General features: G+C 44.6%; 13 protein-coding genes and 1 pseudogene. 10 read left to right on the forward strand and 4 right to left on the reverse strand.

Annotated elements, in window-relative coordinates:
- Positions 1-69 precede the first annotated feature (69 nt).
- A complete protein-coding gene (locus tag DFP82_RS09910; protein WP_110923581.1) occupies positions 70-1,569 on the forward strand; it encodes a UvrD-helicase domain-containing protein in 1,500 nt (499 codons plus the stop codon).
- A 76-nt stretch (positions 1,570-1,645) separates the two neighbouring features.
- Complete coding sequence (locus DFP82_RS09915) at positions 1,646-2,668, forward strand: tRNA dihydrouridine synthase (protein WP_110923582.1); 1,023 nt, start codon at positions 1,646-1,648, stop codon at positions 2,666-2,668.
- A gap of 77 nt (positions 2,669-2,745) precedes the next feature.
- Here DFP82_RS09915 and DFP82_RS09920 read toward each other — a convergent pair whose 3' ends face one another.
- Both DFP82_RS09920 and DFP82_RS09925 read right to left on the reverse strand, forming a co-directional pair.
- On the reverse strand, positions 2,746-3,171 hold the full coding sequence (locus DFP82_RS09920; protein WP_110923583.1) for an MAPEG family protein: 426 nt from the start codon (positions 3,169-3,171) through the stop codon (positions 2,746-2,748).
- Between the two features lie 14 nt (positions 3,172-3,185).
- On the reverse strand, positions 3,186-3,599 hold the full coding sequence (locus DFP82_RS09925) for an OsmC family protein (RefSeq protein WP_110923584.1): 414 nt from the start codon (positions 3,597-3,599) through the stop codon (positions 3,186-3,188).
- Positions 3,600-4,152: 553 nt separating this feature from the next.
- Between DFP82_RS09925 and DFP82_RS09930 the strand changes: the two genes are divergently transcribed.
- Positions 4,153-4,671, forward strand: a complete 519-nt coding sequence (locus DFP82_RS09930; protein ID WP_110923585.1) for an RNA pyrophosphohydrolase — start codon at positions 4,153-4,155, stop codon at positions 4,669-4,671.
- Between the two features lie 105 nt (positions 4,672-4,776).
- Here DFP82_RS09930 and DFP82_RS09935 read toward each other — a convergent pair whose 3' ends face one another.
- Both DFP82_RS09935 and DFP82_RS09940 read right to left on the reverse strand, forming a co-directional pair.
- Positions 4,777-5,592, reverse strand: coding sequence for an NRDE family protein (locus DFP82_RS09935; RefSeq protein WP_110923586.1), 816 nt, complete (start codon positions 5,590-5,592; stop codon positions 4,777-4,779).
- 73 nt (positions 5,593-5,665) lie between these two features.
- Positions 5,666-7,327, reverse strand: a complete 1,662-nt coding sequence (locus tag DFP82_RS09940; protein ID WP_110923587.1) for a DUF4139 domain-containing protein — start codon at positions 7,325-7,327, stop codon at positions 5,666-5,668.
- 434 nt (positions 7,328-7,761) lie between these two features.
- On the opposite strand from DFP82_RS09940, the gene urtA reads away from it, so the two are divergent.
- The 7 genes and pseudogenes from urtA to thyA all read left to right on the forward strand — a co-directional run.
- A complete protein-coding gene (gene urtA / locus DFP82_RS09945; protein WP_425450606.1) occupies positions 7,762-9,066 on the forward strand; it encodes an urea ABC transporter substrate-binding protein in 1,305 nt (434 codons plus the stop codon).
- Between the two features lie 176 nt (positions 9,067-9,242).
- Positions 9,243-11,081, forward strand: a complete 1,839-nt coding sequence (urtB, locus tag DFP82_RS09950) for an urea ABC transporter permease subunit UrtB (RefSeq protein WP_425450604.1) — start codon at positions 9,243-9,245, stop codon at positions 11,079-11,081.
- Positions 11,082-11,091: 10 nt separating this feature from the next.
- Complete coding sequence (urtC, locus tag DFP82_RS09955) at positions 11,092-12,162, forward strand: urea ABC transporter permease subunit UrtC (RefSeq protein WP_110923589.1); 1,071 nt, start codon at positions 11,092-11,094, stop codon at positions 12,160-12,162.
- Between the two features lie 32 nt (positions 12,163-12,194).
- Positions 12,195-13,007, forward strand: a complete 813-nt coding sequence (urtD, locus tag DFP82_RS09960; RefSeq protein WP_425450607.1) for an urea ABC transporter ATP-binding protein UrtD — start codon at positions 12,195-12,197, stop codon at positions 13,005-13,007.
- Between the two features lie 85 nt (positions 13,008-13,092).
- Complete coding sequence (gene urtE / locus DFP82_RS09965) at positions 13,093-13,791, forward strand: urea ABC transporter ATP-binding subunit UrtE (protein ID WP_110923591.1); 699 nt, start codon at positions 13,093-13,095, stop codon at positions 13,789-13,791.
- A gap of 320 nt (positions 13,792-14,111) precedes the next feature.
- Complete coding sequence (gene lgt, locus DFP82_RS09970; protein ID WP_110923592.1) at positions 14,112-14,996, forward strand: prolipoprotein diacylglyceryl transferase; 885 nt, start codon at positions 14,112-14,114, stop codon at positions 14,994-14,996.
- Positions 14,997-15,029: 33 nt separating this feature from the next.
- Positions 15,030-15,650, forward strand: a pseudogene (thyA, locus tag DFP82_RS09975) (thymidylate synthase); the annotation flags it as partial.
- Positions 15,651-15,666 lie beyond the last annotated feature (16 nt).

Consider the following 15,666-nt stretch of genomic DNA (forward strand, 5'->3'; position numbering starts at 1 on the left):
TGTCTATGCAGTGGCTTTTTTTACCCCCATCATTTTTGACCATGTTTTATTCTTTTAGGTAACTTTGTTATGTCCGCATCTATGCCAGCTTATATGAGCGATCCCACTGACGAGCAATTAAATGCGCTCAATATGGCGATGGATCACAAGTCATTCAAAGTGGTGGCTTATGCGGGTGCCGGTAAAACCACAACGCTAAAGCTCATCGGTGAACGCCTGCGCGGACGCGGTTTATATTTAGCCTTTAATAAAACGATTGCCAATGATGCTCGTTCAAAGTTTCCACCGCATGTGGAATGTCGCACCTTCCATTCGCTTGCCTATCGTCATGTCGCCCGTGATATCACGGCCAAACTATCCTTGCCGCGCTTTTCACCCAAACGCCTCGGCGATGATTTGGGCCTGCAACCCGTCCAAGTACGTCGGCAAATGGATGGTATAAACAAATATATTACGCTCACGCCAGCTCGATTATCGCGCTTCGTCAGTGACGCCGTGAGCAATTTTTGTAGTACGCATGCCAGCTACCCTGCACCCAGACATATATTGTTTCCAAGTTGGCTCGATGAATCAGATGCAGAGCAATTACGTGAGATGCTCTACCCTGCCGTAGAGCACCGTTGGTTACAGTCGATTGATGCACGTCATCCTGCTGGCATTGGACATGACATTTATCTGAAGCTTTGGGCGTTGTCTAAACCTAGCATCCCAGCAGATTTTATCTTATTTGATGAAGCGCAAGATGCAGATCCATTGATGATGGGAATTTTGACTCAGCAACCGAGACAAGTCATCTATGTGGGCGATGCGCATCAGCAGATTTACGAGTGGCGCGGTGCGGTCAATGCAATGAAAAAACTGCCGCTACCGCAAACCTTATTGACGCAGTCTTTTCGCTTTGGCGAGCCAATTGCAGAAGTTGCCAATACATTATTGAAGGCACTGCAAGAAGATGTGCCGCTCAAGGGCAATCCTAATAAACAGTCCTCTACTGACAAAGGCATGGTACATAGTAAAAAAGACGCCATCCTATGTCGTACCAATGCCGCTGCGATGTCGCAGCTATTAACTGGGCTTAAGCTCGGTCATAGAGTGGCGCTGCAAGCCGATACCGATCGTATGCTCAAATTCTGTCAGGCCGCCGAAAACTTAAAAAATGGTAAGTCTGCTTATGGCGTGCCTGAGCTGGCGTATTTTTATAATTGGGGCGATGTACAAGAATACTCTGAAACCAATGAAGGCAGTGATCTTAAAACTCTGGTGAAATTGGTCGACGATCATGGCACTAACGTATTGAGCCAAGCGGTCAATAGCTTGACCAGTATCGAAAATGCGGACTATGTCATCTCAACTGCTCACAAAGCCAAAGGGCTTGAATGGGGAAAGGTGCAGTTGGACGATGACTTTTATTATGATGTCACCACCAATGCGGTCAAGATAAGTCCAGAAGAGTTGCGCTTACTATATGTCGCTTGCACGCGTGCCCAGACCAACTTAGACATTCATAATATTAAAGACTTGATATCAGGATTGCAGACAGGCAAGAAAGTGATTTTTGGTAAGACTTAATTATCCTCCATCTCTGCCAATCTCAAGCTTCATTCTATCTTTCGTTATAGCAACCTTTTAGCAGTGAACAACAAGCATGAATAATAGTCAGCAACTTCAAGCACGTCAAAATACCATCCGTCAGTTATTTGCCAATCCCGTCCGCTTACTTGCGCCAATGGAAGGGCTAACCGATCCGTTGATGCGGCAAATTCTAACGCAGATTGCGGCAGATTTAGGTCGTCCCTATGACTGGTCGGTGAGCGAGTTTATTCGGGTGACTCAGCACGTTTTGCCCGCGCATGTGTTTTATAAATACGTTCCAGAATTGCGTCATGATGCCAAGACGGCCTGTGGCACACCGATTCATCTGCAACTTTTAGGCAGCGAAGCACAACTCATGGCAGACAATGCTGCTTATGCTGCCGAGCTTGGTGCACCTGCCATTGATATCAATTTTGGTTGCCCTGCTAAAACGGTAAACAGCCATCGTGGTGGTTCAGTATTACTGGATGAACCCGAAACCATGTATCAGATTATCAGCGCGGTGCGTCAAGCAGTACCTGCCGATATTCCGGTATCGGCCAAGATACGTTTAGGCTACACCGATACCAGTAGAATGGATGATATTCGTGGCGCGATTAACGACAGTGGTACTGATTGGCTGACCATTCATGCACGGACCAAAACCCAAGGCTATAAGCCACCCGCCTATTGGGATAAGATTCAAAGTTTTAACGCGCTCGATATTCCAGTCATTGCCAACGGTGAAATATGGAATGCAGAACATGCACAGAACTGCATGACGCAAGCTGCTACAGAACATTTAATGTTAGGTCGCGGTGCGGTTACCCGTCCAGATTTAGTTGCTCGTGTGGATTGCGGTTCAGATGATGCCATGCTAAGTACGGCAACGTTGTCGTGGAAAGCGATGGTCACCCATCAGATAAAGTTCTTGGAAGGTCAGGCTAAAACTGAAGTGATATTGGTTGGTCGCTATAAGCAATGGCTCGCGATGCTCATCAAAGGCTATAGCGAAGCAAAAGTCTTATGGGATGCTATCAAACGAGAAAAAAACAAAGCAGTGATTATCAGCGCACTGCAAGCCAGTGTAGGCTAATGATAACTGCTTTTATCTAAAAGCTAAGCTGTCTTAAAACTCATTCATCTTGAAGTTAATAGACTTAACAAACTGTACTAAATACTTACTCGAATCGCTAAATAAAATAGCATCAAAGAACAAGCCATCGATAACGCCCAAAGTATCGAGCGAAAAGCCGACAAATTGGTGATATAAGCCACACAAAAACCAATACGAATCAGCACATATAGCCAAGCCAATACATTGATAATCGCCTGCGGAACGAAGAATAGCATCGCCGTTAAGACAGCCGCCAAAAATATAGGCAACGTCTCATAGCTGTTTTGCTGTGCTGCATTAGCGCGTGCCGCCATTCCTGTCGCATGCTGAAAAAAATCGCGAGGATGCGCATTATTTCTGAGCTTAAAACCGCCAGACGCTTTTGCAACGATTGATACTAACCATGGTAATAAGCTTGCCACCACCATTGCCGAAATGGCAGATGCTGCGGTATTAGAGACCAACTCCAAAAGTGCATTCATTAATATATTCGCCTCTACCCTGCTATAACTTCAAAATCATGAGTGACGTTCACGCCGCCCTGTACCAACATTCTACTGGCTGAGCAGTATTTTTCTGCTGATAAATGGATGGCTTTTTCGACTTGTTTTTCTTTGACATCTTGACCCGTCACCACGAAATGCATATGAATATCGGTATATACCGCTGGTACGGTTTCAGCGCGCTGGGCGGTTAGCTCACAACGTACATCTGTCACTGCTTGACGTGATTTCTGTAAAATCTCTACCACATCATAGCTAGCACAACCACCAAGCCCCAATAGAATCAGCTCCATTGGACTGGCACCTTTTTCTTTGTCTGCATCGATTTGTACATTATGTCCTGACGGTGACACGCCCATAAATGCTTTGTTTTCTTGCCACGTAACACTTGCTTTTGACTCTGACATTTCGCCTATTCCTTATTTCAATTATTAGATTTCAATTAGCAGGTTCTCTACTTTTTATTTTTAATAATACCCGTTGCCTTAATACCGTATTGGTAGTTATATCACGTTGCTAGTGTAGCATAAGCCAAAGCGAGATTTTATATCGCCATTGTCGTTAACTGTCGTTAACTGTCGTTAACTGTCGTTGGCTATTACCATATGCAACTCGTCTGACTTCTTTAATTCACGGTTTGTTGATAACAATATTTTTTTGAGTCGTAGATTAAGACCAATACACTTATATTACCGTCATTACTGAAACTTACCCCTGCCGTAATACCCTTTAAATAAACTTACAAAAGTCTATTTATAACTACTTGATTTTAAACAGCTAAACTCGTGAAACATTTTATAGCAAAATACTGTTACACATTTTGCTTGTTTCTTGGTTTAATAACGGTAATGAATCTTATTTTGACCTAATATCGACAACAATCACCTTATAATAATTATGATTATTGTCATGGTTTTAGATTGAGATAAGCTATTTTAAATAAATTAAAAAGGTTTAGTCATGATAGATGCAGACGGCTTTCGCGCCAATGTCGGCATCATCTTGGCAAATACACAAGGGCAGGTTCTGTGGGCAAAACGTATTGGTCACAACGCTTGGCAGTTTCCGCAAGGCGGTATCGACCGCGGAGAGACGCCGATGGATGCGATGTATCGCGAGCTCTGGGAAGAGGTCGGCCTACATCCGCGTCATGTAGACTTGTTGGCAGTGACGCAAGATTGGTTGCGTTATCGTCTGCCAAAACGCTATGTGCGGCATGGACAACACCCTTTGTGTATTGGGCAAAAACAAAAATGGTTTTTGCTGCGCTTAGATGAGGCAAATACTCAACATATCCGCTTCGATGAAGGGAAGCCGGAATTTGACCATTGGCAATGGGTCAGTTACTGGTATCCACTCGGACAAGTGATTCATTTTAAACGAGGCGTTTATCGCCGTGCCTTGCAAGAACTGGTACGCGAGCTTCCCTTAAAGCAAGAACTGATTATTCCTGAACAAGAAAATCATTTGATAGTGTAATAAATCGCTCAATTTATAATGTAATAAAAAACACCCTTGGTAATTGCTAGAGTTTTTAGCCATTACCAAGGGTGTTTTTTATTGTTGTTCAGCTATCGAATGCAGTCACTTTGAATGATGGTCAAACTCTCGACTGGTAATATTGGCCGTGAAGTTTGCGCCCGTAGCGCCCTCTTTGCGCAACGTCAAAATACTTTGGGTACGAGTCCCATAAGTGGGTACATTGTTTTCTGTATTGCCAAAAGCCACTGGTTCAATATAAACAGAAGACAGCATCTGCTCCACTTCAAACGCCACGCCAGTATCAGGCAGCTTATCTGCTGGTGCGGGTGTACTATCAGATAATACGTCAAAGGCGGCCTCTTGCCAGTACTCTGGTGCACTATTTTTAGCAATGAGCGGCAATACCTCTTGGCGCAATCGTCCTCGCAGTTTTTCCGTCTTAAACCAGCTGTCCTCTGGCTGACCGTTAGAAAGCACATGCAAACCTGCATATAATGGCGTTGGCGCATGACCGCGATTATTGACAATGACGGCTTGTGCTGTATCACCAATAATAAGATTAAAACCAGCATAATCTTGCAAAGTAATATTTCGGGCAAAATCCATTGGGCTAATAGTACTTGTCAAAAAGTCAGTTACGAGCGCACCGCGCGAACGTTCGTTTGTTCCTGCCTGCACGCCATCACGAAAGTTTAGTACCGCAGCCCAACGACCATTCTGCTCAAAAAAACCTGTCTTTTTTTCTTGATGAATGCCTAACCACGTGCCACCGCTTTGCTTATCACGCCCAGCATAAATAGGTTGATCAGACCATTGATGTAGCGACTCAGTTGGACGCTCCAGAAACTCATCACGATTGGACAATAATACCAATGGCAGCTCATCAAATAACTGCCAAGCAATGGCGACGATACACATAGCATTCCTTTTATAATAATCTGTTATACCAACGCTTTTTAGCAAAAATAAAGAGCATCGTTTAAGGTTTTACTTATTGATTGCCAGCTAGCATTTTATTGGCGGGATAGCTAACCTGAGACGTTGAGCGTATCACTTGTGACTGCTTGCTTGGTAAGTCAAACTCCCATGCTACTATGCCTTGATTGTCATTCCAATCTCGTTCGGTTACAGGCGGCGTATTAGTGACCGTAACCTTCAGACTGTCATCGCGACTGATAGGCTCACTGCCCAATACCTGCAAGCGTACACTGCGATTATGCTGATTGGTAAACTGATAGGCGTTGGTGGTCGTTATGGTTTGCGTACGGTTCAGCACGCCTTTCTCGCCTTGCTTGTCTTCATTGGTCAGCTCTTTGACCATCATATTTGGATCACTACCAAAGCCAATGCCTTGCTCTTTTAGCATTTGGTAGCTATAACGTGACTGACCCACATAGTTGTCATCACGGTATAGCTGTAATGACCCATCAACCCAGTCTGGTGTTAGAAATGGCGCTGATGCATACCAATAGGCGGCAGTCTCGACGCTTGGTGTGCTGCGAATCCATAGCTTACTGCTACCAGATTGCTCTCCAATCACTGTACGTACCCGTCTACCATCACTTGGAATACTAACCAGCTGCGGTAAGCGATACTCGATGATACCGTTTTTGTTTTGACTACTGACGGTGAAATTCGGTAGCGGTGCCATACTGACTCCTGCTCCTTTGGTGTAAGCTGCTTCTGCCATCATAACAGGAGCAGCATCCATCATAGGTGACTCACGCCTAACATTAGCATCTTGATTCTCTTCATATAATGACAGACGCTGCACATACGGCAGTTGCCCTGTCGTACTCTGGTTGGGGTTCACGGTACTGAGCGTCACAGGTACGTTTGTCCAATTCTCACCGGTTTGCTGAGCAATAATCGCAGAGGCGGTGATACTTAACTGCTCACTAGTCGTATTTAGGCGGGCTTGATACGCCGGCTCCCAACCTGCGCCGCGCACTTGGTAGTGCAACTTAATATTACTTGGCGAGCGACTGGCGGTACGTACACTCACCTGTGTCACATTATTAAAGGTTGATGTCGCACTGCCTGACATAAGCTGATTAAGTGCGTCTTGAGCGCGAGCCTGACGTTGCTGAATCTCTAAAATTCTTTGGTTAATACTGGTCGCTTGGGTCTCTATATCACGTGCATTGTTAGCAATCGTACTATCCGTATTGACCTGTGTGGCTTTGGTCAAATTCTGCAAGTATGCTTTTGCTAAGCGTGCTGCTTCCAATTCTGCATTGATATTGGCTAACGTATTTTGCTGCGTCTGTACCTTAGCATCACCTTGATATTGACATTGTGCTGCTTGCTCCCCTGTCAGCTCTTCAATACTGATTTCACCGACGTTGACGTTACCCACCGCCTGTACCTGTACACTCAAGCTCTCTTTGTCCATATGAGGTGACAAGCATGAAAATACAACGGTTTGCTCACCATTACCTGTGATGGGCAGTGCCCGTGTCACGCTTGCCGAACCTTGATAAATAGTGACTTGTTCAACGTTGCTCGTGGCCGCTTGCGCCGAAGACAATCCCAATACGGCACTACCACCAAACATAAGCGGCAAAACCAAACATCTAGTCATTTTATTAAGCGGCGGTAATGCGCTGCCATAGTCTGTTGAAACAGACGCCTGTATTACATGTGCGTTCATACATCATTCCTTAGAAGTAAAATCCATTATGGCAGCAGCGCACTTTTACTATCAGACTTGCCATCCTATAAGCGCGCAAGACAATTTTATCAAAAATAATATCTCTCAAAGATATAACCGTAGCGTTTTTGACACTTTTTAGCAACAAATGTCTCTTTCAGAATTAACGTCCTATTCTTATATGCCGCACGGTTTCTCTGTTTATTCCCTTTTATGGTGCAACTTATCAAAGCCTATGCACTAGATTAATGAAAAAACGCTACAATCTTTAATTATTGTGCTGTTATTTCCCGAATAATGGCCTTTTTAACTTGGCACGGAACTTGAACTATTAATTACTGTTAAGTAACAGTATTTTATCTTTTGTATTTACTTAGGAGATGTCCATGTTTTCGTTACCAATTTTAGCCAACCCTCAGTTTGTTGAGTCGAATATTCCTAGCAAACTCAAATCACGCGCGTCATTATTAGCGATAGCTGTCATTAGTAGTTTGAGTCTCGCTGCCTGTCAAAAACCTGCAGAAACCGCGACATCGACAGAGACAACAGCTGAAACGACCACAGAAACAACGACCGAGCCTACCGCTGATGGCGATACTATCAAAGTAGGTATATTGCATTCACTGTCTGGCACCATGGCCATCTCCGAAACCTCTCTAAAAGATACCGCATTAATGACCATTGATGAAATCAATGCCAATGGCGGTGTACTAGGTAAGCAGCTAGAACCTGTAGTCGTTGACCCTGCCTCTGATTGGCCATTATTTGCTGAAAAAGCACGTCAGTTATTAACTCAAGATAAAGTGGACGTCATCTTTGGTGGTTGGACATCGGTATCACGCAAATCCGTATTGCCTGTGGTTGAAGAGTTAAACGGGTTGATGTTCTATCCAGTGCAGTACGAAGGACAAGAGCAATCAGAAAATATTTTTTATACGGGTGCTGCGCCGAATCAGCAGGCCATTCCAGCGGTAGAGTACTTGATGAGTGAGGAAGGTGGCGGTGCAGAGCGATTCGTATTGCTAGGCACTGATTACGTCTATCCACGTACCACCAATCAGATTTTAAAGGCATTTTTGAAGTCAAAAGGCGTGGCTGATGCAGACATCATGGAAGAATACACACCATTTGGTTTCAGCAATTATCAAACCATCGTATCTAATGTCAAAAAATTCTCAACGGGCAAGAAGACAGCGGTAATTTCTACTATCAATGGCGATTCAAACGTTCCGTTCTATCGTGAGCTTGCCAACCAAGGCATCAAAGCGTCAGATATTCCAGTCATGGCATTCTCAGTCGGTGAAGAAGAGCTACGTGGTATCGACACCAGTTTATTACAAGGGCATTTGGCGGCATGGAACTACTTTATGTCAATCAAAAACCCAACCAACAGTGAATTTACCAAACGCTATATGCAATATGCATTAGACCAAAAACTACCGAACGCTGAAAAAGTCGTAACCAATGATCCAATGGAAGCTACCTATGTCGGTATCAATATGTGGAAGCAAGCTGTTGAAAAAGCAGGCACCACTGATGTCGATAAAGTACGTATTAGTATGGCTGGTCAGACGTTCGATGCGCCTTCTGGTTACACATTAAAAATGGATGACACAAACCATCATTTATGGAAGCCTGTGATGATTGGTCAAATTCGTGCCGACGGACAGTTTGACACGATTTTTAAAACTCCAGAGGTTATTCAAGCGCAGCCATGGAGCGAGTACATTCCTAAATAAGCTATCCACTGAATAAATCTGTGCTGATAGGTGCATAAACCAACGACCCAGCACCTACTCTTCACATTTATTTTCAACACGTTATATATCTATACACCTTATCTACACCTCTATTGCTTAGTACGCTAAGCAGTAGAGTCAAGAATTTGTTGACCGTGGAACACAGGGAGCCGCACATGCAGCGTCACATTTTATGCCCCATAGCAGGGCAAATATCATCTAAGAATGGTAATGATCAGCAAGCACCAACGAGCGGGTTAATGAGGCACGCTGCGATTTTTTCAATATTTATACCTTTGCGGCTACTTGCTCTGACTGCATTATTTATAACGATTTTCATCACCTCTGCGCATGCTGACCATGACGGTCAACCACATGACCATGATACAAATACTGCTCATAATGAGCCATCATTGGTCACAACTGCGAACGTATCCACTTCTACTCAAGCCAGCACCTCAGGTACCTCAAATATTTCAATAGCAACTTCTACAAGTTCAGGCGATGCCATTCAACAATTTGTGGCGGGTGATTTTAGCCAGCGTCAAGCCATGTTAAGTGATTGGCCAGGCTCGGTTGAAAGTTTAGATAGCTTGGTTGAATTCATTGCAAATGATGAACTGTATCAAGGTAACAGTGGGCAAACATATTTACTGAATAAAGATGATCAGCTATTTACCTATCCCAATAAAGAAGAGACAGCCGACTGGCCTAGTGACTTATCACAAATAACCTTGACCAATGCGCTGCGCTCGGCGCTCATTTTTGGACAAGCTAAGGTCAAGCTAGCATCTGACAAACCTGCACAGCGACTACAAGCAGTTGATATTTTAGCCAACAATATTGACCAAGTAGATCCGGCCATTATTACGACAGCAGCGGCAAATGAAGACAGTGCTAAAGTCAAAAAGGCACTAACTGCATTACAGGCTCGTATTGATTTCAAAAATGGTGACCTACCCACTCAAATCGCAGCCGCAAAGCTACTTGCTGATAGTGATAACCCACAAGTTTTGGTCGATATTGAATCTGCTCTCGCGGCTGATGGCTTAGATGCCTCGCTTAAAACGGCGCTTATCGATGCTGAATCCAGTGTGTCACGGCGTATTGAAATAAGTACATGGACGGGTCATATTTTCACTGGTATGAGTACCGCCAGTATTTTACTGCTAGCGGCTCTTGGCCTTGCCATTACCTTTGGCTTACTTGGCGTGATTAATATGGCGCATGGTGAGCTGATTATGATTGGGGCTTATACCACTTATATGGTGCAAAACTTCTTTCAAGCTTATATGCCAGATATGGCAGGTTGGTATTTGCTTGCCGCTATTCCGGCTGCTTTTTTAGTCAGCGCTGTTATCGGCATGATTATTGAGCGCATTGTCATTCGCCCACTATATGGTCGTGAGCTAGAAACATTGCTGGCAACATTTGGGGTGAGCTTAATATTGATGCAACTGGTGCGGATGATTTTCGGTGCTCAGAACGTTGAAGTTAGTAACGTGGCATGGCTCAGCGGTGCATATCAAGTGTCATCAAGTTTGGTACTACCTTATAACCGTATCGCCATTATTGGTTTTACGGTCATCATCGTGGCGCTACTGGTGTACTTACTTAATAAGACCCGATTTGGATTATTTATACGCGCAGTCACCCAAAACCGCCAAATGGCAAAAGCAGTTGGTATTCCTTCTGCACGTATCGATATGATGGCATTTGGTTTGGGTTCTGGACTTGCAGGCATGGCAGGCTGCGCGCTTGCTCAAGTAGGCAATGTGGGTCCTGACTTGGGACAAACCTATATCATTGATACATTTTTAGTCGTCGTCGTCGGCGGTGTCGGTCAAGTATGGGGTGCAGTACTAGCAGCCTTAGGACTTGGTGTGAGTGGTACGGTACTCGAGATTGGTATCGGTGCAGTACTGGCTAAGATTGTATTGTTGGTTCTTGTGATTCTGTTTATTCAGAAACGGCCACAAGGTTTATTTGCACTTAAAGGCCGCTTTGTCGAATAAGGAGATTCCTATGATACTGACCAAATTACTGTCTGATACCCCGCGTAGTGCTATTTTAATTGGCTTATGTTTTGCCGTACTACTGATACTGCCTTGGCTACATCTTATGCCGGAGACCTCAGCCTTTCACCTTTCAGCCTACTGGATTACCCTGATTGGTAAAATCATGGCACTGGCCATGGTCGCTCTGGCGCTAGATCTCGTCTGGGGCTATGCTGGTATTTTGAGCTTGGGACATGGTTTGTACTTTGCCTTAGGTGGTTATGCATTTGGCATGTACCTAACACGCGAAACGGCAGGCGATGCGCTTCCTGATTTTATGCGATTTTTGAGCTGGACCGAGATGCCATGGTACTGGGCTGGCACGCAGCATTTTTGGTGGGCAGTCGCACTGGTTGTATTAGTGCCTGGCTTGGTTGCTTTTATCTTTGGTTTCTTTGCCTTTCGCTCCAAAATCAAAGGGGTGTACTTTTCTATCATCACTCAAGCCATGGTCTATGCAGCAGCCTTGCTATTCTTCCGTAATGAGACAGGCTTCGGCGGTAACAATGGCTTTACTGGTTTTACTACCCTTTTAGGCTACGACATTACCGCTGCCTCTACTCGTTCAATGCTGTGCTTTGTCACTGCCGTAGCATTGTTAATCTCTTATATAGGTTTGCGTCATTTAATGAATCAGCCGTATGGGCGAGTGCTTGGCGCTATTCGTGATAGCGAAAACCGCTTGCAGTATTTAGGTTACCGTACGTTGTGGTACAAGCTATCCGCTTGGGTGTTGTCAGCTGTCATCGCTGGTATCGCAGGTGCGCTATATGTGCCGCAGGTAGGCATTATCAATCCGAGTGAAATGAACCCAGTGAACTCGATTGAGATAGCTGTCTGGGTAGCGACTGGTGGTAGAGGAAGCTTAATTGGCGCTATCTTAGGTACTGGTGTGGTGAATGCTGTGAAAACCTACTTTACGGTCGCCTACCCTGAATTTTGGCTATTGATATTAGGTGGACTGTTCGTCGTCGTGACGTTGTTTTTACCCAATGGCATTATGGGCTTGTTCGATCGCTTCAAAAAGGAGAAACAATAATGTTAAATGATAAACCGTCAACGACTGAGCAAATTATTAATGAGTATGGACGTAATCATGGCGGTACTGGCCGCAGTCACCCAAAGCCATCAGGCGTCGATTTTAGCCATGGCATTGCATTATATTTAGAAGGTTTAAGTGTTTGGTTTGATTCATTTCGAGCACTCAATAACTTATCGCTATATATCGAAGAAGGTGAGCTACGCTGTATCATCGGTCCAAACGGTGCTGGTAAAACCACATTAATGGATGTCATCACGGGTAAAACTCGTCCTACCGAAGGTAGCGTATTTTTTGGTCAAACGCACAACCTTGCTAATTTATCCACCGAAGAAATCGCTGAAGCTGGCATCGGACGTAAGTTTCAAAAACCTACTGTCTTTGAAAATTTTACCGTGATGGATAATCTGTTACTTGCTGCGCCGAAAGACAAACGTGTGGTCAAAAGCTTGTTTAATAAACTCAATGCCGATACTCGCGATACTCTTGACGCGACCCTACAACAAATTCGCCTGACCGATAAAATCAACAAGCCAGCTGGTTTGCTCTCACATGGGCAAAAACAGTGGTTAGAGATTGGCATGCTACTAATGCAAAGCCCCAAGCTAATTTTGCTTGATGAGCCTGTAGCAGGTATGACTGATGCCGAAACTGAACATACCGCCGAGCTGTGTCTACGCCTTAAAAAGAATCATACTTTGGTCGTGGTCGAGCACGATATGACCTTTATCGATGCCATCAGTGAAAAAGTCACGGTATTAGCACAAGGAGCGATTTTGGCTGAAGGTACGTTAGCGGAAGTGCAAGCTAATGAAGCCGTGATTGAGTCCTATTTAGGTCGATAGCTGAATTGATAGCTGAAATAATAATATTGACAAACTGCTATGCCATTTAGAGATTAGGAAACGATTCGAATGTTAGGAGACAGCCATGTTACAAGTTAACGATATCAATCAATATTACGGCGGCAGCCATATTTTACGAGACGTCTCGCTTACCGCGCCCATCGGCGAATGCAGTGTGGTACTTGGTCGTAACGGCGTGGGGAAGACTACGCTACTCAAATGTTTGATGGGGATATTACCGATTAAATCAGGAGAGATTTTGCTCAATGATAAAGACATTAGCAAAATGTCATCCGAGCAGCGAGTACGAGCAGGATTGGCTTATGTGCCTCAAGGTCGTGATATCTTTTCGACACTGACCGTAGAAGAAAATATCTTGATTGGTATGGCTAAGTTTTCACGCAGCAAGGCAAAACACGTACCCAAACATTTATACGATATTTTCCCCGTACTCGATGAGATGAAACATCGTCGTGGTGGTGATTTGTCTGGTGGTCAGCAGCAGCAGCTTGCCATTGCGCGCGCCTTAGCCTCCGAGCCGACTGTGTTGATTTTAGACGAGCCAACTGAAGGTATTCAGCCGTCTATTATTAAAGATATTGGCCGAGTTCTACGTGACTTGGCTGACAAAGGTGACATGGCAATTGTACTGGTTGAGCAGTTTTATGAGTTCGCAGAAGAGCTGGCTGACAATTACACCGTGCTATCACGCGGCAAAGTAGTGTCACAAGGCGCTGGCGATACGATGGTTGAAAACAAAGTACAAGATCTGGTCGCTATCTAGCTGCTTTTACTTAACTGCATTTATTTATGAGCACTTGGTAGTGAACACTCAATAACGCTAAAAATTGCGTTTTTATCCTGAGCTGCTAGCTACCAAGATTGGCGCTTGTTCGACAAGTCATCACGAAACCTTTTCACGATTACAGTCATTTGTCCTATTTCCTCCATCATCTTACCTGCTTCCTACCCTATGTGTTCTGCACTGTATCGACCGTTCAACTTCTCGATGCTAACTGATTGGCATCATAGCAATTGTGTATGCTCGACGAATGAAATTTGCTATTATAGTCAGCACTTTATTACCAATATTATGATGCCCTTATGATGATTCATCCTCAGTACGATCCTGTAGCGTTAGCCATTGGGCCTGTTGAAGTCCATTGGTATGGGCTGATGTATTTACTGGCATTTGCTGCCGCTTACGGTCTAGCTTGGTATCGCAGCACCAAACGCGATAACTGGACCACCGACATGGTGTCCGACTTGGTATTCTTTGGTGCGCTTGGCGTCATTTTAGGCGGCCGTGTTGGCTACGTCTTGTTTTATCAGTTCGGTGAATTGCTACAAAACCCTGCCTATCTTTTCAAGGTCTGGGAAGGCGGCATGTCATTCCATGGTGGCTTGATCGGCGTCATGCTTGGTATGCTATATTTCGCTCGCAAGTATAAAAAGACACCATTCCAAGTACTGGATTTCGTCGTGCCATGTGTACCAACGGGCTTATTGTTTGGCCGCATTGGTAACTACATCAATGGTGAGCTGTGGGGCCGTGTGTCTGACGGCGGCTATAATTGGTTGACGTACTTCCCGCAAGCTGCTGCTGCTGATATGCAACAATTGCAAACCAATCCTGAACTCCAAGAGCTGATGACTGAAGTTAATGGTCAGTATCTGCTGCCGCGTCATCCTTCGCAGTTGTATGAAGCGCTTGCTGAAGGTCTACTGCTGTTCTTATTCTTATGGTGGTATTCATCAAAACCACGTCCTCGTATGGCAGCGACCGGTATTTTCATGTTAGGTTATGGCGTTAGCCGTTTCATCATCGAGTTCTTCCGTCAGCCAGACGTCGACCAAGGATTCATCCTGTTAGGTTGGATGACCAAAGGGCAAATGCTAAGCGCCCCGATGATAATCATTGGCTTTATCCTATTAATCTATGCCTACAAACGCGGCATCTATGACTGGGGTAAGCAAGCTGCTTATTGAGCCGTATATTAAACAATACCGACGAGCATTTTTATGATTAACAGCAATAACGAGCAGGGCTATTTAGACTTGCTCAAACACGTTTTATCCACAGGCACGGAAAAAGGCGATCGTACTGGCACTGGTACGCTCAGCCACTTTGGCGCACAGCTACGTTTTGACCTAGCGTCAGGGTTTCCGCTATTGACCACCAAAAAAGTCCATTTTAAATCCATCGCCTATGAGCTATTTTGGTTTTTAAGTGGTAGTACTCACGTTGATTACTTGCAAGCCAATGGCGTACGCATTTGGAATGAATGGGCTACTGTAGAGCAGACGGCGCGCTTTAATCGTCCTGCTGGTGATTTGGGCCCTGTCTATGGTCATCAATGGCGCAATTATGGCGCAACCAAAGATGAAGACGGCAATTACCATGCTGATGGTGTCGATCAAATCACCCAAGTCATCGAGCAGATAAAGACCAACCCTAACTCACGCCGTTTGATTGTGTCTGGTTGGAACCCTGGAGAAGCAGATCAAGTCGCCTTACCGCCTTGTCATACCATGTTTCAATTCTTCGTCGCGGACAATAAACTGTCATGCCAGCTCTATCAGCGTTCAGCAGACTTATTTCTGTTATTCCCCTATAATGATAATTCACAGTATGAATTATTAGCAGCCTAGGAACATC

This window comes from Psychrobacter fozii, assembly GCF_003217155.1.
Classification (GTDB): Bacteria; Pseudomonadota; Gammaproteobacteria; order Pseudomonadales; family Moraxellaceae; genus Psychrobacter; species Psychrobacter fozii.